This is a genomic window from Paenibacillus sp. FSL F4-0243, assembly GCF_037963295.1.
GTDB lineage: Bacteria > Bacillota > Bacilli > Paenibacillales > Paenibacillaceae > Paenibacillus_AQ.
Map to the genome: position 1 here is coordinate 6228981 of NZ_CP150151.1, position 24648 is coordinate 6253628.

At 44.4% G+C, this 24648-nt stretch carries 18 protein-coding genes; 2 read left to right on the forward strand and 16 right to left on the reverse strand.

Annotated elements, in window-relative coordinates:
• Nucleotides 1-173 precede the first annotated feature (173 nt).
• From NSS87_RS27555 to NSS87_RS27630, 16 genes are all read right to left on the reverse strand, one after another.
• Nucleotides 174-1139: a glycoside hydrolase family 43 protein gene (locus NSS87_RS27555; protein ID WP_339243588.1), complete on the reverse strand. Its 966-nt coding sequence runs from the start codon at nucleotides 1137-1139 to the stop codon at nucleotides 174-176.
• A 289-nt stretch (nucleotides 1140-1428) separates the two neighbouring features.
• Nucleotides 1429-2283, reverse strand: coding sequence for a carbohydrate ABC transporter permease (locus NSS87_RS27560; RefSeq protein ID WP_042192048.1), 855 nt, complete (start codon nucleotides 2281-2283; stop codon nucleotides 1429-1431).
• A complete protein-coding gene (locus NSS87_RS27565) occupies nucleotides 2273-3259 on the reverse strand; it encodes a sugar ABC transporter permease (RefSeq protein ID WP_042192055.1) in 987 nt (328 codons plus the stop codon). Before NSS87_RS27565 ends, NSS87_RS27560 begins: the two co-directional genes overlap by 11 nt.
• Before the next feature lie 62 nt (nucleotides 3260-3321).
• Complete coding sequence (locus NSS87_RS27570) at nucleotides 3322-4734, reverse strand: carbohydrate ABC transporter substrate-binding protein (protein WP_339243591.1); 1413 nt, start codon at nucleotides 4732-4734, stop codon at nucleotides 3322-3324.
• Nucleotides 4735-4935: 201 nt separating this feature from the next.
• On the reverse strand, nucleotides 4936-6117 hold the full coding sequence (locus NSS87_RS27575; protein WP_339243593.1) for an extracellular solute-binding protein: 1182 nt from the start codon (nucleotides 6115-6117) through the stop codon (nucleotides 4936-4938).
• A 141-nt stretch (nucleotides 6118-6258) separates the two neighbouring features.
• Nucleotides 6259-7062 (reverse strand): response regulator, encoded by an 804-nt coding sequence (locus NSS87_RS27580; protein ID WP_339243595.1) that lies wholly within the window; start codon nucleotides 7060-7062, stop codon nucleotides 6259-6261.
• Nucleotides 7059-8828 carry a sensor histidine kinase gene (locus tag NSS87_RS27585; RefSeq protein ID WP_339243597.1) on the reverse strand — a complete coding sequence of 590 codons (1770 nt, stop codon included), beginning with the start codon at nucleotides 8826-8828 and terminating at the stop codon, nucleotides 7059-7061. The genes NSS87_RS27580 and NSS87_RS27585 overlap by 4 nt, the downstream gene beginning before the upstream one ends.
• A 284-nt stretch (nucleotides 8829-9112) precedes the next feature.
• Complete coding sequence (locus NSS87_RS27590; protein WP_076285549.1) at nucleotides 9113-9484, reverse strand: iron chaperone; 372 nt, start codon at nucleotides 9482-9484, stop codon at nucleotides 9113-9115.
• 137 nt (nucleotides 9485-9621) lie between these two features.
• The gene (gene glmS, locus NSS87_RS27595; protein ID WP_042192067.1) at nucleotides 9622-11454 is read right to left on the reverse strand and encodes a glutamine--fructose-6-phosphate transaminase (isomerizing); all 1833 of its coding nucleotides are present in this window, start codon (nucleotides 11452-11454) and stop codon (nucleotides 9622-9624) included.
• 638 nt (nucleotides 11455-12092) lie between these two features.
• Nucleotides 12093-13433 (reverse strand): phosphoglucosamine mutase, encoded by a 1341-nt coding sequence (gene glmM / locus NSS87_RS27600; protein WP_042192071.1) that lies wholly within the window; start codon nucleotides 13431-13433, stop codon nucleotides 12093-12095.
• A gap of 111 nt (nucleotides 13434-13544) precedes the next feature.
• Nucleotides 13545-15002 (reverse strand): CdaR family protein, encoded by a 1458-nt coding sequence (locus tag NSS87_RS27605; RefSeq protein WP_052404438.1) that lies wholly within the window; start codon nucleotides 15000-15002, stop codon nucleotides 13545-13547.
• Entirely contained in the window at nucleotides 14995-15825 is an 831-nt protein-coding gene (gene cdaA, locus NSS87_RS27610) for a diadenylate cyclase CdaA (protein WP_042192076.1), read from the reverse strand. Before cdaA ends, NSS87_RS27605 begins: the two co-directional genes overlap by 8 nt.
• Before the next feature lie 218 nt (nucleotides 15826-16043).
• Complete coding sequence (locus NSS87_RS27615; protein WP_042192079.1) at nucleotides 16044-16658, reverse strand: zf-HC2 domain-containing protein; 615 nt, start codon at nucleotides 16656-16658, stop codon at nucleotides 16044-16046.
• 121 nt (nucleotides 16659-16779) lie between these two features.
• Nucleotides 16780-17346: an RNA polymerase sigma factor SigW gene (sigW, locus tag NSS87_RS27620; protein ID WP_042192081.1), complete on the reverse strand. Its 567-nt coding sequence runs from the start codon at nucleotides 17344-17346 to the stop codon at nucleotides 16780-16782.
• 1074 nt (nucleotides 17347-18420) lie between these two features.
• Nucleotides 18421-21213, reverse strand: a complete 2793-nt coding sequence (gene ppc, locus NSS87_RS27625) for a phosphoenolpyruvate carboxylase (RefSeq protein WP_076285561.1) — start codon at nucleotides 21211-21213, stop codon at nucleotides 18421-18423.
• Nucleotides 21214-21449: 236 nt separating this feature from the next.
• Nucleotides 21450-22343: a LysR family transcriptional regulator gene (locus tag NSS87_RS27630; protein ID WP_042192084.1), complete on the reverse strand. Its 894-nt coding sequence runs from the start codon at nucleotides 22341-22343 to the stop codon at nucleotides 21450-21452.
• Between the two features lie 166 nt (nucleotides 22344-22509).
• Here NSS87_RS27630 and NSS87_RS27635 point away from each other — a divergent pair, with 166 nt between their 5' ends.
• Both NSS87_RS27635 and NSS87_RS27640 read left to right on the forward strand, forming a co-directional pair.
• The gene (locus NSS87_RS27635; protein WP_234537508.1) at nucleotides 22510-23478 is read left to right on the forward strand and encodes an ABC transporter ATP-binding protein; all 969 of its coding nucleotides are present in this window, start codon (nucleotides 22510-22512) and stop codon (nucleotides 23476-23478) included.
• Between the two features lie 86 nt (nucleotides 23479-23564).
• Complete coding sequence (locus NSS87_RS27640; RefSeq protein ID WP_339248683.1) at nucleotides 23565-24644, forward strand: ABC transporter substrate-binding protein; 1080 nt, start codon at nucleotides 23565-23567, stop codon at nucleotides 24642-24644.
• Nucleotides 24645-24648 lie beyond the last annotated feature (4 nt).

A 24648-nucleotide genomic window follows, 5' to 3' on the forward strand; every position in this document is an offset into this window, starting at 1 on the left:
TTCAATAAAACTTAAAACTTATTTATAAAAAAAGCAATCAGAATATTAGAAATTATTTCCTATAATATGAAGGTAAAAAGACAAATAAGGATGTCTCTGAAGTATTAGCTTCAAGACACCCTTAAGTATAATTTCATAATAAATCCTATAAAAAAGGGAGGCTGTTCTTTCAATTAGAGCTCTACCGTGCGGATTCTGCCGTCTTCTTCATAATGAAGCTCTGTAAATTTCATACTACGTTTATGGTCCACGCCGCCAGAAAGCGATGCGTCATGATAGAACAAATACCATTTCTCGTTAAATTCCACGATAGAATGATGAGTCGTCCAGCCAACGACTGGATTCAGGATCGTTCCTTGAAAAACAAAAGGTCCGCAAGGCTTATCACTCACCGCGTAGACGATCTTATGGGTTGTGCCAGTAGAGTACGAGAGATAGTATTTCCCTTTATACTTGTGCATCCATGGACCCTCGAAGTACCTCCTGTCTTCATCACCCGCAAGGATTGAGTTCCCTTCTTCATCAATAATGGTAATCTCCTGAGGGTCACATTTGAATGACAACATGTCTTCACTCAGCTCACCCACCCAAGGACCGTAAGCCGGTTCCTCTGGACCCTTTTCTAGCGCATCTTGTTGAAAAATACCGTCTTGCCACTTTTCTAATTGTCCACCCCATAAGCCGCCAAAATACATGTAGGCTCTTTCGTCCTCGTCCACGAATACGGCTGGATCGATGCTGAAGCTCCCTTCGATATAGCTTTCTTGAGCCTGGAAAGGACCAGACGGAGAAGTAGACGTAGCCACTCCGATACGGAAAATACCTTCCTTGTCCCGGGCCGGGAAAAACAAATAATACGTCCCCTGCCGGTACGCGGCATCGGGCGCCCACATTTGCTTCGAAGCCCAAGGCACATCCCGAAGATGAAGCGCCTCTCCATGATCTACACAAGGGGATGTAGGATCTTCCAAGGAAAACACATGATAATCTTCCATCGCATATTGGTCACCATTATCATTTGTAGGTCCATCATGGTCAATATCATGGGATGGGTAAATATACAGCTTGCCCTCAAATACATGAGCGGAGGGATCGGCTGTATAGAGATGGGTAACTAACGGTTCATTTTTTGTTGCCATAATAGGACTCTCCTCCTGATTGAGATTACGCCTGTTGATTAGCCAAGCAGAAATGGATTTTACCGTCCTTATAGGGACGATTCCGTTTCTGCGAGAAATATCAGAACATGAGTAGACATGTGAAACTTATACTTTCTGATATTTCAAAAAAAGGTACACTAAGGCGCTCCTAAAGTATTTTCAGCTAATGTTCTCACATTTCCATAACTATAATTTAGCTAATCAACAGGCCTAGATTGGATTTGATTGGTTCCACTGCGCTACCTTATTCGAAGCCAGCTTAACGGGGTTATTCTTTGACACCGCCAAGCGCTACGCCCGCGATAATGTATCTGGATAACAAGAAGTAAACTATAAACAACGGTAAAGCCGTCAAAGCCAGACCCATATAGATCGAGCCGAACTCCGTTTTGTAGATATCACCTCGGAGCAAGCTTACCATGATTGGCATAGTATATTTCTCCTTCTGTGTCAGCAATATCAGCGGCATGAACAGGTTGTTCCAGTTAGCCACAAAGGCAAAGATGGCTTGTGTTGCTACTGCCGGCATCATCAGCGGTAAGATAATCCGGTTGAAAGTGAAGAATTCACCAGACCCATCTACACGCGCAGCTTCCACGATCTCTATCGACAGAGTTGCGAGCAAGTATTGGCGCATGAAGAACACCACCGCCGGTGCAGCAATTGCTGGTAGAATCAGCGGGAGAAAATTGTTGGTCCAATGTAATTTATACATGAACTGATAGAATCCGATTGCGCTTGCTTGGGAAGGAATCATCATCACGCACATGATGAAGGTAAAGAATGGCCCCCGTAGCTTCCAGCTGTAAGTGACGAGCCCATAGGCCGCCAAGGACGAGAAATAGACTGTGCAGAGGGTTGCAGAACTGGCAATAATAAATGAATTCAGGAACCCTTGAAGCGGATCGAAGCTCTTATCGAGCAACACTCGTAGGTTGCTCATCATGTGGCTCGAAGGAAGCAGAGAAAGTCCGCTTTGAATTTCCGGTGTAGAGCGTGTGGCATTTACAAACATGATCCAAAACGGCAGGATACTGAGCACCGCCAAAGAGATGCAAACAACATAGATAATTGTCTTGTTGATCTTTCGGTTAACGGTTCCGCTTTTCTGATTATTTGCCATGTGTTACACCTCCCTCACGGGCTGCTATAGCAGCTTTTCTATTCTTTTGTTTTTGTATTTTTTTAAGTCTTGACGCATCACGGTCACGCATCACGTAGAACAGTATTCCGGCCAATATTGCCGAAATCAAGAACATAATCATGCTCGCTGCTGCAGCACGATTGTACATATAGCTGCCCTTGAATGCTTGCCCGTAGATAAACATGGACGTGGTAAGCGTAGAATCGTCCGGCCCGCCTGCAAGGAATAATTGCGGAATATCGAACATGGTCAAACCACCCACCATCGATGTAATCAGTGTGAACAGCAATATCGTACGCAGACTCGGCAGTGTGATGCGGAAAAAGGTTTGAAACCCGTTGGCCCCGTCAATCGATGCAGACTCGAAGAGAGCAGGATTTATACCCATAACGCCAGCAATCAGGACGATCATGGTGTTGCCGTACCACATCCAGAACTGGATGAACGCGACAATGCCCCGTGCTGTCGTCTTATCCTGCAGGAAGAACACCGGAGCGTCGGTCCACCCCAACATTTGAAACAAACTGTTTACAGGACCCATCGGATAGGCGAATAAAGTGCTAAACAACACGGCAATCGTACTCGCTGTGATGATATTAGGCATATAGAGCAGAACCTTGAACAAGCCTTGTCCCTTTATATTGAGACGCTTATTCGTGAACCATGCCGTTAGCAAGAGCGCGAGAAGCATCTGGGGAACGAAGTTAGTAATCCAGAGCAATCCAGTGTTGATCAAAGACTTCCGGAACGAAGGATTATCAAAGAGAAGATCTTTGAAGTTTTGAAAAGGATTATCAAGAATATGGATCGGTTTTGGTATTATTCCTTTCATATCGGTGAATCCAATGACTGCGGTATATAAAATGGGATACAGTGAGAAAATCAGAAATGCCAGGACAAACGGGAAGGTAAAAATATAACCGTATTTCGAATAGTTCACATTTTTGCGGCGCATGCTCTCACCTCTTTAGTTGATATGAAGGGGCGGGATTACTCCCCCGCCCCTCCGAATCCTTCTTATTCGCTTTCAATGCCAAGTTGGTCTTTGACTTGTTGCTTAAAGGTTTCGATCGCTTTGGCACGGTCCTTGTTGCCCGCGGTGTATTCACGTACTTGATCACGCCAGAGCTTGTTGATTGTTTCGTCGTACTGGGTCAAGTTTTTACCTGAAGCGTTTGCATTGGCCGGTACAAATACGTCGAACATGTTCTGACCACCGAGCAATGGAACTTCGCCGTTTGATTTCGACATGACAACGGAGGAAGCAACGCTGTCCTTCGTACCTTGCTCGCCTTCCTTCATGGTACCGTTAGCCCAGTAATATTGGAGTCCCGTTTCGGAGGTGTCGAGTGTAACCCACTTCACAAAGTCTGCAACAGCCTGTTTCTTGGCATCGTCCTTGGTGACGTCTTTGTTGGCAAGCAGCCAAGTGCCACCCCAGAAGAACCCTGTTGGTGGTTCGGAAACCGCCCAGTCGCCATTCGTGTCTTTTACTTGACCGTTCATCACGTAGTTGATGAGCCAAGCAGGACCGAAGAAACCGAAGATTGGTTGGGCTCCAGAGCCTGACATATCGGCGTACCAAGCTTCCGTCCAATCCGTTGTATCGTTGTGGTAGCCATTGTCTTTTAACTTTTTAGAGAGATCAAGGAACTCTTCCCGCTTCGGATCGATATGAAGCTTGCCATCAACAATCCAACCCTTGTCCGAGCTGTTCTCAATTGGATGCCAGATATCTCCGTCGCCGGAAACGATGCCGTATCCTTTAGCTTTTAGCTTCGCGGCTGCTTCGTAGAATTTATCCCAGCCTGGTCCAATTTCATTTTTAATAGTGGCTGGATCGTCGGTTCCAAAAACATCCTTCGCAATGGAGCGGCGATAGATGAAGGCACCGCCAGTCGCTTGATAGCCGAGGGCTTTCAATTTGCCGTCTAGGCTGCCGATGTCAACCGAGTATTGGGCGATGCCAGCGTCCTTAACCATTTGGTCGTCAAGGCCCAGGTCAGAATAGTTGGCCGAATAGCTGGATGCATCGCCTTGTGTATACTTGAGCACAAATGCTGATTCAGCTGCAAAAATATCTGGGGCATCTTTTCCACCAGCTGCCAGAGCCTGATCAAGAGCAGGCTGATAAGCACCATCAGTGGTTGCAATAACCGTAGTTTTGAACTCAACATTCGCATCCGGATGAGTTTCCATGTACTTCTTGGTCATATTAGGAATCTCATCTGTAAAGCTCCAGAGATTGATAGTGACTTTCTCACCTGTTCCTTTTGATGGAGCTTCGGTAGCGTTTGCTGCTGGTGCAGTCGTTGGGCTTGAGCTAGATGAATTAGAATTAGAATTCGAGTTCCCACCACATGCTGCGAGAGCAGATGACATCACGAGCAATGTAGAGAGCCCCACTAAACTACGTTTCATACTTTTCATATCTTTGCCTCCCCTTTTGTATTATCACTTCGGTTTTATGTAACCGCATACATAATTATAGATCCTCCAATCCTTAAGCATAAGGACACCCTCTTTAGGAAAACTTCCACTATTTTTAGATTCAGTTCTATAGAGCGCAAAAAAAGAGACGCCAAGGGATCTATCCCTTGGTGTCTCCATACTCTGTTTATATTCTGATTATTACTTATCCGCTTTTAGCGCGTCATCCTGTTTCTTGATGAATTCTTCTGGTGTGACGGCTTCACCAAACAATGCCTGAATCTGATTCATGTGTATAGTAGAGGCGACTGGCTTCATTTGTGTATCCAGATAAAGAGTTACTTTATTAGCCTTATTTAACTCGTTTAATAGATCAATGAACATTTGCGGTAGCTTGATGGCCGCAGTATCTACTTTGGTAGCCGGGATTACGCCTGCATTGACAACAGAATGCTCCCCCCACTTTTGAACGAAAAAGCTGACGAATTCTTTGGCCTCCAGATCATGCTTAGAATTTTTGGAAACGAATAGTCCAGTGCCCGGACCACCGACCCAATCATCCACGTTGCCTTTGCCGCCTTCAACTGTCGGGAACTTGAAATAACCGATGTTGACTTTAAATTCTTGGGCTATATTTGTTGTGGTCGTGAAATCTGGCAGCTCCCAAGTCCCTGTAACGAACATGGCTGACTTTCCGTTCATGAACTGTACCTTGGCTTCATCATTGGATAATCCGTTGTAGCCTTTGATGAATGTGTTCAGGTTTACCAATTCTTGTACTTGTCTTGCAGCCTCTAGCAAGGAAGGATCTGTGAAGTCCTGATCCGCAACAGCTTTATCCATCAGGTTAGGTCCCCCAATACGATCAGCTAGATACATGTACCAGAAGGAAGCCGGCCAACCGTCCTTGCCTCCAAGAGTAACAGGTGTTATGCCATTGTTGTTCAGTGTTCGAATGATCGCTTTGAGATCATCCAAGGTTTGGGGAGGCTGCAGATTAAATTCTGAAAATATTTCTTTATTATAGTAGACCGGAACTATGTTTAGTTCGACAGGAAGGGCATACGTCTTCCCATCAAAGGAGTACCCCTCCGTCGTACCAGCTACGAATTTTCCTTTCAACTCATCCTGTAAAAGATCGTCCACGGCTGCAAACTTATCTCCCCTAACATAAGGATCCATAAAGCCTGCTGCCCAGGTGAATCCGATGTCCGGTAGATCGTTGGAAGCGGCAAGTACCTTCAGTTTGCTTTTATACTGCTCATTTTCAAGAACTTCTGTCTTGATGGTGATATTCGGATTAGCTTCTTCAAATTCTCTGATGATTTCTTTTACCATTTTGTTTTGCGCGGAGTTATTGCTATCCGGCCATAGATGCATCATTTTTAAAGTGATTTTCTCGCCGTCGCTCTTGCTGCTATTCCCCTTATCCCCATTGCAAGCTGTTGTTATCAACAACAATGTTAAGAAAAGGGTGATGGATAATCCGATCCTCTTCGTAGATATTCCCCCCTTGCCGAGCCGTCATTGGATATTCGCTTCTATACCATTCCTCATGGAAGAACGATACTGCCCTGGACTCATTCTTTCGTATTCCTTGAACAGCTTGTTGAAATATTTAACCGTCTGGTAACCCGTAAGGCTGGCAATTTCCGCTATAGGCAGATTCGTTTTCAACAGTAATTCCTTCGCTTTCTGCAATTTTCTACGGGCGACATATTCGCTGAAATTCATCTGGCATTGCTCCTTGAAAAGAGAACTGAAATAGCTCCCGTTCAGATGAACAAGTCCGGCTACTTCCTGCAGGCTGATCGCCTCTTCTATATGCATTTCCACATAGTCTATCGCCTGACGGACCGGATCGCTTAATGCGGCATCTTCATCTCTTATGGCCATTAATTGTGGATCGGCCATCTTCCGCATGAAGCCGATATGTTTTTGCTCCTCCCCTGCCTTCAGGGCATTCTCCACAGATGCAATTAGCTTTTCCCGGCTGGCTGGCTTGAGCAAATATTCAACTACGGACAACTGAATCGCTTGCTGAGCATACTCGAACTCGGCATGACCGGAGATGAGAATAACGGATGGCTGACGCTGTATTTTTTTATCCCTTATTTGGCTAACTAAAGAAAGACCACTGATTCCCGGCATGCGGATATCCGATATCATGAGCTCCACCGGTATTTCCTCCAGAATTTCAATAGCCGAGATCCCATTGCTTGCCGTAAGGATTTCATAATGACCGGCTGCCCACACCTCAAGTATTTTCTTCATTCCTTCTCTAGATCTCGGTTCATCGTCGACAATAAGAATTGTTCGGCTTCTCATGGCATTTTGTCTCCTCGAACAGGAATTTTGATGTTTATACGGGTGCCTTGACCTTTTTGGCTATCGATGGTCATTGCCGCACCCTGCTCATTCTCTCTCGAAAAAAATAGTTGAAGCCTTCTATGCACATTAGCGATTCCGACGCCGGAATCTTTTGAAGAAGATACCTTTCCGCTATCCAGCCCTTCCACAAGAGAGCGCAGCATCTCCTCGTCCATACCCATCCCGTCATCTTCCACCGTAATGGTGACCCATTCTTCATCTCCAGCAACCGTTAGCTTTATCCATCCCGGTTCAATCTTGCTCTCGACCCCATGCAATACGGCATTCTCTACAAGGGGCTGCAGCAACAGTCGGGGTAACTCCACATTCGAAAATTCGGGAGGAGCCTCAATTTCCCACTCCAAGCGATCTTCAAATCGCATCTTCATAATAAGCAAATATCGCTTTACATGCTCCAGCTCATCCTGTAACTTCACCCATCCCCCTTTACTCGAGCCGGTGATCGTATAGCGGAATAAATCAGACATAGCGACAACATACTCCGCCAGTTGATCTTCATCCCTATCCAACAGTGACCAGTACAGAACATCTAGGGTATTGAACAAAAAATGCGGATTAATCTGCGCTTGAAGTGCCTTCAACTCCGTATGACTCCGGGATAACTCCTTCTCATAAACTAACTGGATCAGCTCGTTGATATTATCAACCATTTTGTTATAGGAATAATTCAGTTCCTGAATTTCCATAGTGGACGATACATTCTCGATAGGCTTCAGGATGCCTAGACGGGTACTTCTCATAGCTTTGATCAACCTGAACACAGGTCTGGTAATAAGGATAGACAGGAAAAACGAAAGCAAGGTGAACAGTAAGGTACCCATCAAGGCCGATACGACAATGGTCGTCCGCAAGACCGAAATCCCCTTGGTGATGACGTTCACCGGGGTTAAGATGAGTAGCGTCCATCCTGTCACGGAAGACCGCTGTTTGACAACGATAAAGGACCGTTTGCCGATGGAAACATTCTGATCGTCAGATTCCTCCACCAGCTTTGCTGCTGTCTTTTGTGAAATACTGTCATCGTTAGACGTAATAAACTGCCCATCAGGAGCGAGGAGTAATACTGTTTCTCCGTCCCCTTCCCCGGATAAAGAGTCTTTAAGTGCAAACTTGTCTCGGTCTGAGCGAATGAGTAAATAGCCTCCAGTTGTGAAATGCCGATCAATAAGGCTGATCTGTCGAATCGCCACAAGCGATGTAAGATCGAGCGGATCAATACCGAACCAAACGAGACTACCTTCCTTTCTCGTCGCCATTTCGATCCAATCTTCGGGTACCTTATCTCTAAGGGTGCTGCCGTCGAGAGGATACAGCCTCACTCCGTCTTTATTATAAAGCTCAACAGATTTGATGCCGTCCGTGTAGATTTGGACCAGATTGATAATAGATGGCAGCGCTTGCCGTTCTGTAAAGGTAGCGGGATGACCCTCTATATCGCGTAAAAGAAGTTGCTGGATATAATCGTTAGTCGAGACCAGCGTCGTCAGAGAATTAATCTGTTCGAGAACGCTTTCCAAACGGCCGTTAGCCTGAATCGCGGTTTGCTGAATATGCTTCTCCGCATTGTTCTTGAGTAGCGTCGAGACTGAATGGAACGTAATCCCTCCAACGAACGTCAGAATGATGAGCATGACGGCGAGAAAACCGAGCAACATTTGATTTCGCAGCGTATTTAACTTTAACATCGACAGTATCCGCCGCATGCAGTCTCTTCCCCTCTTTGTCATATGAGCATGAGATGATCGCCCCTATCCGTAAAAAAGTAAGGGCTTTCAACCTTTTCAGTCATTATATTAGCATGTTTGCTAATGATCCGCTAAGAAAGAATTATGGATTCGACAAAAAGAACTAATATTCTCGCCCCCAATACCGACAGACGGGGTAATTAGCTCCATTTCTAGCAACCTTTTATGTAGGAGTGTCTTACTCCTAATTAAAAAAATCCCGATGATGTATTCATCATCGAGGCTAACTACTGCTTCATTTTTTATTTTCGCCAAAAAGTTGAACAATCTGCCTTATCCATAATGTTAAACTCGATCATTTTCTCAAGTAATGAGAAATCAACCGGACTATCCCATCGGATCCGTAACAACTGCTTGGTGTGATCATAGCCAGCCTGTACAATTGCATCAGAGAAATGATTAATCCCTGCGATTTCAGGCGCAACAGCCATATGTTGTTTGGATACGCTAAAGCCAATAATATAGGTGTCGTGATCAGTGAACATAGGCTGATTCCACGCAATTTTTGGTTTTAAATCTGTGAATTTCTTAGTTACCCAAGCCAACACCTCTTCCATTCGCTCCCGATGCTGCGGGTTATCAATTTGCGCTAAATAGTCTGCAAAAACCTCCATGTCGATCACTCCTAACCTCAGAATCGCCTTTTGTTCAGGCGTAGTTACAAAAAAACACCCCGTTAGATAATCATATCTAACGGGGTGTTAGGGTGCAACTTTTTATAACGGTACTATTGTGTGGGAAAGGTTATATCCTACTCCACAGTGACACTCTTCGCCAAGTTACGTGGTTTATCCACATCATGACCCAGCGCAAGAGAAGCATAATAAGACAATAATTGCAGAGGTACTACAGACAACGCTGCTGTCAGCATTGGCAATGTCTTAGGAATAACAAACACTTGATCCACTGATCTAAGCAGGTCAGTCAAATGCTCTTGGTGAGTGATCGCAAGCACGTCTGCGCCGCGAGCTTTCACTTCTTTGATGTTGCTGACGGTCTTCTCAAGCACAGCTTCCTGAGTTGCCAGGGCAATAACCGGAACGCCTTCCTCGATCAGAGCCAATGTACCGTGTTTCAATTCACCTGCAGCATAAGCTTCGGAGTGAATATAAGAGATTTCTTTCAGCTTCAAGGAACCTTCTTGAGCAACTGCATAGTCTACGCCGCGGCCGATGAAGAACAGGTTCTTGTGCTCAGAAATTTGCTCTGCATAACCTTTGATCGCTTCTTTTTGAGCTAGGATCTCTTCCACTTGTTCTGGTAGAGCTTGCATAGCTGCTAGAATCTTAGCCACTTGAGCTTCGGTTTGTGTACCGCGAACTTCAGCCAAGTAAAGAGCAAACAATCCGAAAGCGACCAATTGTGAAGTGTAGGCTTTGGTCGAGGCAACAGCAATTTCTGGACCTGCCAAGGTTACCAACACATCATTCGCTTCGCGAGCAATAGAGCTGCCCACTACGTTTGTGATTGCCAGAACATGTGCACCATTAGCTTGCGCTTCACGAAGAGCTGCCAAAGTATCTGCAGTCTCACCGGATTGGCTGACAACGATAACCAAAGTTTCCGGGGTCACGATTGGTGAACGGTAACGATATTCCGAAGCAATGTCATTCTCTACTGGAATACGAACCAAAGATTCGATCATAGTACGTCCTACCACACCAGCGTTGTATGCCGTTCCGCAAGCAACAACTTGGATGTTACGGATGTTCTTGATTTGTTCTTCTGTGATGTTCAACTCTGGCAAAACAACCTTGTTGCCTTCAGCATTAATACGACCACGCATAGTGTCGCGGTAAGCCTTAGGCTGCTCGTGAATTTCTTTCAACATGAAATGCTCGTAGCCGCCTTTTTCTGCGGTAACTGCATCCCAATCGACAGTAATCATTTCCCGAGAAATAAAGTTTCCTTCAATCGTCATCAGTTCGACAGCATCTCTTGTCAAGACTGCCATTTCGCCGTCGTTCAAAATATATACGTTACGGGTATATTCAAGCAGTGCAGGAATATCTGACCCGATAAAGTTTTCTCCTTCGCCAAGACCGATAATGAGCGGGCTTGCTTGACGCACAGCCACCAATTTATCTGGTTCATATTCAGTCAGGACGCCTAATGCAAAAGCACCGCGCATGAAGGTAATAGCTTTTTGCACAGCTTTCACGATATCTCCATCATATTCGCGAGCAATCAGGTGTGAAATAACTTCTGTATCTGTTTCGGAGACAAAGTGGCATCCGCCAGCGATCAGCTCTTCTTTCAGATCCAGATAGTTTTCGACAATACCGTTATGAACGACAGAGAACTTCATGCTGTTATCCGTATGTGGATGGGAGTTCTCATCGGATGGTTTACCGTGAGTTGCCCAGCGTGTGTGTCCGATACCTGCGCTACCTGCCAGTGGGCTGCCTTCCAGCTTCGACTGCAGATTCGCCAAACGGCCTTGTGCTTTCACTACCTGCAGTCCTTCCCCAGTGAATACAGCTATACCAGCGGAATCATATCCCCGATACTCCAGCTTCTTCAAACCTTCAACCAAGATCCCCTGCGAATTCTGATTACCAATATATCCTACAATACCACACATTATTATTTCCCCCGTCCGAGTTATCGTAATGTGGCGGCATAAGGAAAGAAACGTGCCGTGCGGCATGTTTTTGAGAAAAAGCAAATATTCTGTTGTATTTTTGGATCAACAAAATAAACTGTCACTTACATCTTATGTTCATGAAATGCACAGCCTTCTTCTCTGCCGTGGCAGAATCAACGTGTTTCTTTACGATGCGCGCACACATGAATTTTATATTTCTTATGCACCCATGAAAACGTTGTGTGAAAGGTCGCCCTTCCATTTTCCGTCTCCATTTACGGCTCTGGTGCATCACCGGGAGGTCCCCGCCGAACATTTCGAACACCTCCACCTCGTCAGCTTACGTCTGCCGTGATCCGTTCAAGCCCTTGTCTACATAACCATGTAGCAGCTTTCCCTTCTCCCCCGCGCTCGACCAAGCTCTGGCGCTTGCTATTGCAAACCTCACAATCCCCGCTTTCCTTCTAGAATGACACTTAATCTATTATATGCACCTTACATTACTTTGGCAATGCTGCACCAACCTAAATTTCACAAATCCCTGTTCAGACGATCCATCCAAAAATAATAAACACCGGTGTAACGAGTCCGAATCCTCTCGCTCTCTACACCGGCTATATAGGTATGGTAATGAATTATACCAATTCGCGTTGAACCACTTCTACAATTTGATTCACATAAAGATCTAGATCTGCCTTATCAGGGCCTTCTGCCATGACACGGATTAAAGACTCCGTACCCGACGGACGTACAAGCACACGGCCATTGTCGCCTAGCTTGCCTTCTACTTCAGCGATAGCTGCTTCGATAGCCTGGTTGTTAGGATAATTGGTCTTATCTTGTACACGAACATTGACTAGAACCTGCGGGTATTTCGTCATCATGCTCTTAACCTCGCTAAGCTGCTTACCGGAAGCTTTAAGCGTATCTACCAGCTGGATAGCCGTCAGAATACCATCACCTGTTGTATTATAATCAAGGAAGATAACATGTCCGGACTGTTCTCCACCTAGATTAAAACCACCACGGCGCATTTCTTCCATCACATACCGGTCGCCTACAGCTGTTTTAGCAGTGTTGAGGGATAATTTCTCGGTAGCCTTGTAGAAACCGATATTACTCATAACCGTTGATACAATTGTGCTATCTTTCAGCTTACCAGCACGATTCATTGCATCCCCACAAATACAGAGAATAAAGTCTCCGTCCACTTCATCGCCTTTATTGTCGATCGCAATCAATCGGTCAGCATCTCCGTCAAAAGCAAGTCCCAAATCCGCTCCATGACGTAATACTTCCTCACGCAAAGTCTCTGGATGTGTCGAACCAAATCCAGCATTAATATTCAATCCATCAGGCTCAGCACCAATAGAAATAACCTCAGCGCCCAGCTCTCTGAACAATCTTGGTGCAAGTTCATACGCTGCGCCGTGAGCACAGTCGAGTACAACCTTAATTCCCTTGAAATCTTGAGAAATGGTTGTCTTCAAATACTCCAGATAGAGGTACTTGGCGTCATTATCAACCGTAACCATACCTAAACCAGAGCCGATAGGACGAGGCAATTCATCTACTTCAGCATCCATTAGTTCTTCAATACGCAGCTCAGTTTCATCCGTAAGCTTGAAACCATCTCCGCCAAAGAACTTAATGCCATTATCTTCAACCGGATTATGTGATGCCGAAATCATGACCCCTGCATCTGCCTTTAATAATCTCGTAATATAGGCAACAGCAGGTGTACTCACTACACCTATACGGATTACATCTGCCCCAATAGACAGCAAACCAGCAATTAGAGCCGATTCGAGCAAAGGTCCGGAAATTCGTGTATCCATCCCAATGACAACCTTTGGTTTATGCACGTTACCCGCTAGTACATATCCTCCACAGCGACCAATGCTATAAGCCATTTCTGCAGTTAATTCACGGTTTGCTACTCCCCGCACACCGTCAGTTCCAAAATACTTCCCCATTATTTTTCTCCTTTGAATACGCTACATTAGCTTAATGTTCTATCCTATGATTTGAATACTATTTTGGTGTACCTTTGGGACATATCCTAAAAGACGTATTTCAATAAAAGGTTACGTTCCCCCTGTACCTACAGGATTTTCGGAATTCGTACTTGTGTTAGCTGTGCCATTATTCTCTGGACTGCTATCCGTGGGGACAGGCGTCGCTGTAGCTCCAACTTCTCCGCTATGTGTAGGCTTCTCAGTGGCCTCCTCATCGCCTATAACAGGTTCAGAGCTTGGCTCAGGAGTAGTTACACTACCCGCGTCTGGATGAGGCGTAGGCACCGGCGTTGCAGGTGACAGCAACTGTACAGTTACCGTAAGAGGCACACTTGAATTAGCCAGTGCGATGAATTTAGGCAGTGATACCCGTAAAGAAACCTCGTGAGTCCCGGCAGTCAGGCCAGTCACATCAGCCACAACACCTATATCGTCTTTATTTAGTTGATTTAGCAAAGTAGGTGCACCTGTTAAGGTAAGGGCTATATCCTTGCTTGTTGGATTAACAATACTTCCTTCAAACTCATCACCGACACCCTGTAACTTAATGGGTACCGCTTCAACCGTCCGTTCAGCAATTTCTGAGATCGTTAATGAAACGTTCACGGTTTCAGGCATTACTTTCTCAGTTCCTGCCGGAGGTTTCAGTTCTACCTTCAGTTGCTTCGTTCCTGCAGAATCTATAGCGCTAAGATCGACACTTGCTTCATAGGTAGATAATGCAGCTAATGCATTGGCTTGACCATATACCACGACTGATTCCAGCTCAGGTGTCACATTTGATAAGACGAGAGAACCCGGAAGTTGTCCGGTAAAGCCGATATCCAGCGGTAAGCTCTTAAAAGGCAAGGTAATTGGCAACTCCACCGAAACGGTAGCCGGCTCAATGACGGCATCCTTTACTTCTTTTCCTTCATTATCATAAGCATGCAGCTTCAATTTCTTCTCTTTAAAGGTTTCGTTCTCGCCATTTAGCTCAATGGTGCCTTGTACCTTCACCACTTTGCTTAACTCATTATCTGGCAGCGTAACCTCAACAGTATCCGTAGGCTGCAAGACTGGGGTACCTAATTGATACCCCGCTGCTGGTTCTCCCTTGGTAACCAATGTTATGGGAAAAGACTTTGTATTTCGCAGCTCTACATGTACATTGACCTCTTTAGGAGTCATTCTGACAAGCGTTACACCTCTAGGTAATGAATATGAGAGTGGCAACGTATTATCTCCAGGCTCAACCTTACTTAGATCAAGGGTCACTTTATAGTCGTCCGAGAACTGAAAAGAGATATCCGAGTTCTTCCCCTTAACCTCCATACTCACACTATCTACATCCTTGTATTCCAGTACAAATTTATCTTTATCTAAACCGATCTCTTCGATCTTTACATTCTCAATAATCTTCGATTTAGTATCGACCGTGGTCTGTCCAACAGGCGCAGTGTCGATACGAACCATAGTAAACAGTATGATCCCAAATGCAAGGGCTAGAATCTTATTGAAATTGTTATTGCTCATCCACTTATCCATGATTTTTGTCCCCCTTCCGTTTCCAGAAAGTTGAACCTTTCTCCTTCAGTGATGAACTTACACTCAGCTCTTGATGGAGCTTCGAAATCATTGATTCTTCCTTAATGTCCCTTACAATTTGACCATTGATGGCCAGAGAAATCTGTCCTGTCTCCTCCGAGACAATGACAGACACCGAGTCCGCAACCTCACTAATCCCGATAGCCGCGCGATGTCTTGTCCCCAGTTCCTTGCTAATAAAAGGGTTCTCGGACAAAGGTAAATAACATGCAGCCGCGGCGATCTGATTCCCCTGCATAATAAGGGCTCCGTCATGCAGAGGGGTGTTAGGTATAAAGATGTTAATCAGCAACTCAGAGCTGACTAAAGAACGCATGGCGATACCCGATTCCGTATATTCATTAAGGCCTGTCTCTCGCTCGAATACGATTAATGCCCCTATTTTTCTATGGGATAAATAATTTACGGCTTTAATCACTTCGCCAATTAATTTACTGAGTTCTTCATCACTTTCCCCAGCCCGTCCGAAAAATTTACCTCGTCCAAGCTGCTCCAGTCCCCTTCGTAATTCCGGCTGAAAGATAATAAAGACCGCCAGCACCCCGAATGTAAACATTTGATTCATTAGCCATTTAAGTGTATAGAGGTCTAGCATGGTACTCACAGCCCAAATCAAAACCAGGACCAGAATCCCCTTCAGCAGCTGAATCGCTCGAGTTCCGCGGACCATATTAAGCACTTTATAAATAATGTAGCTGACGATCAGTATATCAATAATATCTTTAATGGAATCTTTCCATGTTAAGTCTGTAAAATAACTCATTGCCTAAAACCCCCGTCATTTCATATTAGCTGGGTTTATGTAAAATGTCTGTTAGATCTGTATCAATATCTAGGTTATAACGTTCGGGCTCCAGTTGCAAGTTTAGCCCCTCACCCATTTTCTAATTTTTCTAAATTTAGGCAACAAAAAAGCGCCATCTTTCCGGAAAAAGAGGCGCAAAATAATATTCCAGCTCAAGGTAACCACTGTCGCTTTCTTTAACGGTAGGCAACTTCAGAGAACATGTTCGTCACTTTATACCAGAGCCAACTTACCGCTTGGTCTATGCTTTTGACTTGCCCAGAAATATGAGCTGTTGAAGCCTGATACAAAGAACCGTCAATGACTGTTACGTTGCCGTTCACTTCTCCATATACCTGTGCTTTACCATTCTCAATGGTAAGGTCACCGGTAATAATCTTGCCGGAAGGTACGATTACAGTATCCCCTTTGATAACCACTTGATCCAGATCTGCGCCTCTAACTACAAGTTGTCTATCTGGACTCCAAAAAGTTACGGAACTCATCAGCATTACGACAAGAAACAGAGATGCCGCTGTAAGTGCAGGGTGTCTCTTGATCCAGGTAACAAAAGCATTTTCTTTCTTGGTCTTTGGCAATGAACTCATTATCCGGCTCACAAGATCATCTGAGGCAACAGGATTCTGATGCATTAGGGAGAACATCAACATATCTGTCTGTTCTAATTCTTTAAACTTTGCACGGCAATCTGGACAGGATAGAAGATGCTCCTTCAACTCCCTCTGCTGCTGATCGGGCAAGTCGTCATCCAAGTAGTCGTGCATCATAGAGACGGCCAGTTTGCATTCCATAGGAGCCAATCCTTTCATGAGTGCTATTTAATTATCCTAAGACAAAGGGTCAGGACACATAAGACTTGCTTAACTTACATACGTCGCTCTCCCAAAGATGTTTCATAAAAAAAATCTATTTTTACATTTTCGGGCCTAATTTTTTACGTAAAAATTCACGACCTCGGTGTACACGCGTCTTAATCGTGGTTACAGGCATGTCGAGCACATCACTTATTTCCTGAAGCGACAAATCCTGCAGGTATCTAAGAATCATCACAGACCTGTATTTCACAGGCAGACTGTCAATGGCCTCATAGATTAGCCCCTGTGTCTCAGAGAGCAGTAATTCGGTCTCAGGTGTTACATTATCACTTGGAATCAACGAATAGCCGTCAAGGCCCTCCTGATCGTTCATATCTGCATCGAGCGAATAGGTTGGTTTCCGTTTGCGTAATCTATCAATACAGAGGTTCGTTCCAATCCGATAAATCCAGGTAGAGAACTTCTGTTTATCATCATACCGATCCAAGTTTCTATACACACGCAAAAAGGTCTCCTGAACTATATCCTCCGCCTCATGGCGATTGTTCAGCATCCGGTACGCCAGATGATATATTTTGTCTTTATATAGTTCCACAAGCTCGGCAAATGCCCTTTGGTCGCCTTTTAAGGCGAGCTTTGTCAATCTGCCTTCCAAATTCTCCACCTGTTAACTCCCCCAGACTTGCCGCCCTTGGTATTTATTTTCAAATATCCACGGTACAAGCAATTAAATCGTAATTCAAGTTTGTGTAAAAATCAAGGATTGTATTGTAACCTTCTCTGTAAACTGAGTTAAAAACTGGACAACTTGGTATAGGTGATTAAGTGCAGCTTCGAGAAATATTTGGACTTCCGGTCGCTGATATTGTCAGATTTCCTGATTTAAAACCGCTACTTGCGGTAGAAATCTGACAATAAAGGCGATCGCTAACGCTCTTACAGTTCCAAACATTCTCTACGCTGCTCCATCACCTGAATAATAAGTGCCACACTATTTACCTTCGCTTACATCTCGGTTACTTGGGTAGGGCCTGAAAGATCAATATTGGGCAAAGCACCACAATATTTTTCAGGACAAAAGAATCACTTCGCAGCACAATATTTAGTTTATGAGCGAAGTAGCTCGTATTAAGCAACAAAATCACCCCGTCGGTTGAATAGGCTTCTGTTAGTTTAAATTTGTCGCATATGGAGCAGACATTGTTATACTTTCCGCAGGCTTTTCGGTGATTTGGCGAGTAAGAACTCCAGTGTAAATTTAGGATTTCATTTTGATGGAACGAGTTATAGGGAAAACCTCCCTATAACTTAGGTCACAGCTGTTTTATGACCAAGTTATAAGGAATTTCTCCCTGTATATTAGCCAATTTCAATTAATTACACCAAATTCAGCTAATATAAAGGGAACAATCCCCTATATTTTATCGAAATGACTTAAAAATACCGATTTACGGGTAATAATTCCCTTTAATTCAGCATTTTGACCCTGAAGCAGAGAAATATGAAACTTAAAAATGTTTATGTGTGCGAGCAGATAGTAACTCCTATAAAGAAGCAAATAAACACGAGCTCGGCGCTCCTTTCGTGCGTCCTTTGCACTCATTTCTGGCAAAGTCCATAACGCGTTTGCCACCGCGCATCGCTTTATTTTCCATCTATGATTCTGCTATCGTAATTTCCTATACAAGCACAAAAAGTCCGCCCCGATAAAGGGCGGACTTTTTGTGTTAAGACTATATCAGCCGGTATTCCGAAGACCAGCGGCAATGCCATTGATGGTAAGCAATACTTCGCGAAGCAATTCGCTATCGTCTCCGTCAACTTCACGGAGCGCTCTAAGCTCAGATAGCAATTGAACCTGCAGGTAGCTAAGTGGATCAACGTAAGGATTGCGGAGTCTAATCGACTCCTGAATCACAGGAACGTTATCCAAGATATCCTGCTGGCCAGTAATCTTCAGGATCAACTCAGAGGTCAGTTTGAATTCATCTTCAATCTGGCCAAAGATCCGTTGACGTGCTTCCTCGTTCTTGCCCATGCTGGCGTATTCCTTAGCAATGATCAGGTCCGCTTTTGAAATAGCCATTTGCAGCGTATCTATCAGTGTAGTAAAGAATGAGAAGTTCTCATACATATGCTGCATTATCTTCAGATTCTCTTCCTTACCCTCATAGAAACTCTGCAGTCCGGTTCCAGCAGCATACCACGCTGGAAGCAAATAACGGCTTTGTGTCCACGCAAATACCCACGGAATTGCACGCAAGTCTTCAAAGCGGTCACTGTTCTTCCGTTTGGAAGGGCGTGAACCAATATTAAGCTCTCCAACCTCAGGCAGAGGTGTAGATTCTTTGAAATAAGTCAGGAAGTCCGGATCACGGAATATCAAATCCTGATATTTGTGAAGCGAAACTTCAGAGATACGGGCAACAATCTCTTCCCACTTCTCTTCATATAAATCCGCTTGTGGAATTCTCGCATTGATCGCTGCAGTCACAAGCGCAGATGTCGCTTGCTCTAGACTGCGGTAAGCAATCCCTTGCATCGAATAACGGGAGGAGATAACTTCTCCCTGCTCGGTGATCTTAATACCTCCGCCAATCGTCGAAGCTGGCTGAGCCAGAATGCTGCGGTTAAGCGGCATGCCGCCACGGCCGAGCGCTCCACCACGACCGTGGAAGAACTTCAGCTTGATTCCGAACTTATCGGCTGTAGCTGTAATCTCTTTCAGAGCAACACGCAGTTCATAGTTAGCTGTAACCACGCCGCCATCTTTGTTACTATCTGAATATCCAAGCATGATTTCCTGCAAATCATTCATTGCTCTTACTGCATCGCGGTAGATAGGCATGCTGAGCAATCTATTCATAATTTGTGGTGCTTCATGCAAATCATCAATCGTTTCAAAAAGTGGCACAGCTTGCAGCGTACATACGACTGTACCGTCATTATCTTTGCGGAATAGTCCTACCTCTTTGGAGAAGACCATAACCTCCAGAATATCGCTTGCCGCTTCTGCCATACTGATCAGATAACTAGTGATACATTGTTTGCCGTACTCTTCTTGCGAAGCGAAGATCGTCCGGTACACTGCAAGACATTCCTCTGTACCCTCACTATACGTCTGATAAGAAGAAGTGATTGGACGTGGATCATTCAACAGCTTCTCCAGTAGCTCAATCTTCTCATCTTCAGACAGTTTGGAGTAATCCGGCGTAATGTTCATTTTCGCCAAAATTTCAGTCATAGCATTCTCATGTTCTTGACTGTGCTGACGCACATCAAGTGTCGCCGTATGGAAACCGAACAGCTCCACTTGGCGGATCAATTTCTTAATATAAGTGTCGGCCACATAATCGGCATAGTGATGCCGTAAGCTGCGGTCAATCACGTTCAAATCATCGATAAACTCTTCAGGTGTAGAATAACGCTCAAGAGTATCTTTTTTCTCATCATCCAGAACATTTTGTGTCTTGGAGATCATATAGCTAAGCTTAATACGGTAAGGTTCATTATCATTGCGCCATTCTTCCATCTTGCCAAGATTAATGATCTCACGATCAGCTTCAATGGATTCTACTAGCTCAGGCGTCACCTTAACAATACTTGTGCTAAAGCTTAGATATTTCATGAGTTCACGCATAATCCGTTGATATTCCCGAATCGCCAGCTTACGCTGCATGCGCAAGGTTTGTGAAGTAACTGTAGAAGTTACCGAAGGGTTACCATCACGGTCTCCACCAATCCATGAGCCAAAACGCAAGTAGGTTGGTACATGCCAATTCTGCCCTGGGTAGTATTTACTGAGACAACGTTCAAGTTCTTGATAAACATCGGGCAATACATGGAAGATCGTCTCATGGAAATAGTACATCCCATTACGTACTTCATCGAGTACGGTAGGCTTACGGTCACGCAGTTCATCCGTTTGCCATAGCGTAATCACTTCATTTAACAGCTTCTCACGGAGCTGTTCACGCTCCCGGAAGGTTAAGGTAGGGTTATCCAGACCCATAACATCATCAGATATCCGCTTATGAATATCGAGAATAGCACGGCGCATAGCTTCCGTTGGATGTGCCGTCATTACAAGTTCCAGAGATAATCCTGCAATAATCTCGTTAACTTCCTCATGAGAGAAATCACGTTCACGAAGCTCTTTAATCGCGCTTTCTATAGAACCGGGTTGGACTGTCTCCCCAGCTGAACGTTCATAGTCACGTTTGCGGCGAATCCGATGGTTCTGTTCGGCAATATTCACGAGCTGAAAATAAATAGCGAACGCTCTTATTACCTGATGACGGTTCTCTGGATCCAAAGAATTGATTAACTCCTTAAATTCACTGTGCAGTTCAGGTAAAAATAGTGAGCGCAGCGATTTACTGGTTTCGCGAATTTTCTCCACGATCTCTAGTAGTTCGTTACCGCCTTGGTGAACCAAGACCTCTCCTAAAATGTTCCCCAAGAACCGTACGTCCCGTCGCAGCAGATTGTTAGAGTTGCTTTTGCTGACGGTAGTCGTAAGTTCGGTCATGCTGCTCCCCCCATTCTCTTCCGGATCAATGTGTTAATTATTGTCTGTCTAAAAATCGCCTATTAAAGCTTTCCTCATATCATACAATAAAACTGTGTGAAAATCTCCAACTATTTTGCGCTGTAAAGCGACACAGTATCTAAGATTATACACCAATTTCTCAATTTATACAGTCCTTATATTTTATGTATTCTTTCTTATATATAATGGCTCTAGCATACCTTCATTATGTGTATTTAAATACGGAGCGTTCGAATCTGATCGATGAACAGGCCAATAAGCGGAGAATAATGACGATCGCGATTATACGAATAATAAATATGTCTTTGAAAATTATAATCTGGAATGGTGCGCATTAGCAATCTTCCTCTGGCTACCTCATCCTCCACAGCAAGACGCGATATAAACGAAACGTACTTTCCACTCATAAGCGATTGCTTTATGGCCTCCAGTGAATCCAGTAGAATATAGGTCCTCGGTTCATTCCCTTCACGCTCAAACCATTTATCCGTCAGTTGGCGTGTACTCGACTCCTTGTCATGTAATATAAAACTTGCTGAAGCAATCATAGCCGGATTTAGATTAGAAAATGAGGCAAATTCATGAGATGGCGAAAAAACAAGCACGAGCTCGTCCTCACACAAGGCTTGAGTATGCAGATCTGGTAGATAAAAAGATTCTGTAGACAAAATACCAAGGTCAATCTCATGGCTAGCCAGCATTTCTTTGATTACAGGGGAAGGCTTAACCGATAAAGAGATCGTAATCCCCGGATGTTGTTCTCCAAACAGCCCCAATATTTTCGGAAGAATATAAGTAGCTGGAACGTAACTGGCACCAATCTTAAGCGTTCCCCGCCCCGCCTGACTGAACTCTTTTACAACCCGCTCCGCTTCTGCAGCTAGTGCATTGATTTTAGTCGCATAATGAAGAAATGCTTTTCCACTCTCCGTAAGAATCATTTTATCCATTCTGGATTCAAATAACTTCTCCCCCAATTGCTGCTCTAAATTCTTCAAATGGTACGTAACGGTGGGCTGCTTCAGTCCGAGTTTATCGGCTACTGTAGTTATTTTCTTATGTTTATTTAGCAATTCTACGATTTCCAGCTTGATTAAATTAAGGTTCATTATCATCCACTCCTCGCCTATTCACTAAACGGTAACATAGAAGAATTCTATGAATGTTAAAATAAATCGGCAAAAAAGTTAATATCACAGTTACATTCAGCAAATATAGCGGGAATTCTTTACCTTTACACTAAGAACAAGCTTAAGAACAGGCAGGTAGATAGAGATGAAGGAAATTACAATCCACAGATTGGAAAAGAAATTCGGAGATGTGCATGCCTTGAAGGCTGCAGATCTGAAGATTCCCGCTGGAAGCTTTACGACATTACTCGGTCCTTCAGGTTGTGGAAAGACGACACTACTCCGTCTGATTGCTGGGCTAGAAACACCGGATGCTGGAGAAATCCTAATGGATGACGAGTTTATTTTCTCAGGCAACAAAAAAATTAGCCGCCCCATCCATAGCCGCAACTTTGGCATGGTCTTTCAAGATTTCGCGCTCTGGCCGCATTTAACTGTCTTCGAGAATGTCGCCTTCGGACTTCGTGCCTCTAAGCAGAAAAAGGATTTACGGATTAGGGTTCAGCAAGCCCTTCGATCCGTAAAACTAGAAGGACTCGAGCTACGCTTTCCCCATCAGCTGTCAGGTGGACAACAGCAACGGGTTGCTTTTGCCAGAGCTGTAGTTACTAGACCCCAACTCGTATTGTTCGACGAGCCGTTAAGTGCACTGGATGCAGTCTTGCGAGATGAAATGAGGCTTGAGTTAACCTCCTTGGTGAGGAACATGGGTATTACTGCTCTATATGTCACCCATGATCAAACCGAGGCGATGTCTATGTCAGATGAAGTGGTCGTGATGCAAGGTGGAACTATTTTACAAACAGGTTCTCCTGAGGAGATTTATCAGAAACCCAATCATCCTTTTGTAGCTCATTTTATTGGAAAATCCAACTGGATCGTTCCCGATAAGCAAATGCTTCGTCCGGAACATTTACGTTGGTCTCAGGAGGATGCTTCCTCTCTTCCATTTACGGGGACGATTCGACATGTGAGCTATATGGGTGATCGCTATGAGGTCATTCTGGACATGGAGAACCGAACTACTTGGACCGCTTATCATGATCAACGTCTACCTGTTGGAGAAACGATCCAGGTCTACGCTTCAGAGCACCAGATCCATCATCTGAATTAAGCGTCCACTGCATGGAATAGCTCGTATGATGCTGTTCCATGCAGCAAGATGCAAAAAATATTAGGGAGGCATTCACATTGAAATCAATGAATAACACTAAAGGACTTAGCACACTTCTTCTAACAACTATAATCGGAGCGAGTCTAGCCGGCTGTAGCTCTACTAACACTCCTGCTGCTAACGCAAGCAATCCAACTTCAAACGCTAACACTACAGCTCAAACTGAAGCACCACAACCCACAGAGAAAGCTCTGAGTGGCAGTCTTGTCGTCTACAGCGCAGGTCCTGAAGGTCTAGCCAATAAAATTAAAGACGGCTTTGAAGCCAAAACCGGTGTGAAGGTCGAAATGTTCCAAGGCACTACTGGAAAAATACTAGCCCGTATGGAAGCAGAGAAGTCCAATCCAGTAGTCGATGTTGTTGTTCTTGCCTCCCTTCCGTCCATGCAAGGGATGAAGAATGATGGATTATTACTTCCATATAAAGAGGCGGTTAATGCAGATAAGCTCGTTAGCGATTGGTCAGACACAGCAGATGGCAATTATTTTAGCTATAGCGCATCCGCATTGGGGATTGTCTACAATACTAAAAAAGTTAGCACACCTCCGACTTCATGGGATGATCTCACTAAAGCGGAATGGAAAGGAACCGTCAATATTCCAGATCCTTCGCTATCTGGCTCGGCTCTAGATTTCGTAACTGGATATTTAAGCGCTAAAGGGGACAGCGGTTGGGATCTTTTTAAACAATACAAAAGCAATGGTGTAGCGATGGCGGGCGCCAATCAGGAGGCACTTGATCCGGTTATTACCGGTGCTAAATCCGTCGTTGCCTCAGGTGTAGATTATATGGCTTATAAGGCAAAAGCTGATGGAGAGCCTGTAGATATCGTCTACCCTGCTGAAGGAACAGTGATCAGCCCTCGCCCGGCTGCGATTATTAAGACAAGCCCGAATGTAGATAATGCCAAAGCTTTTATCGACTATCTTCTATCTGATGAAGCTCAAGCGTTAGTTGCTAAAGCCTACTTATTGCCAGGCAGAACCGATGTGAAAGCAGAGAATCGTGCGAATCTTGATGAAATTAAGACATTTGATGTGAAATGGGAATGGATGAACGAACATAGTGATGAAGTTTCCTCGACCTTCACACAAATTTTTAAATAAGCGT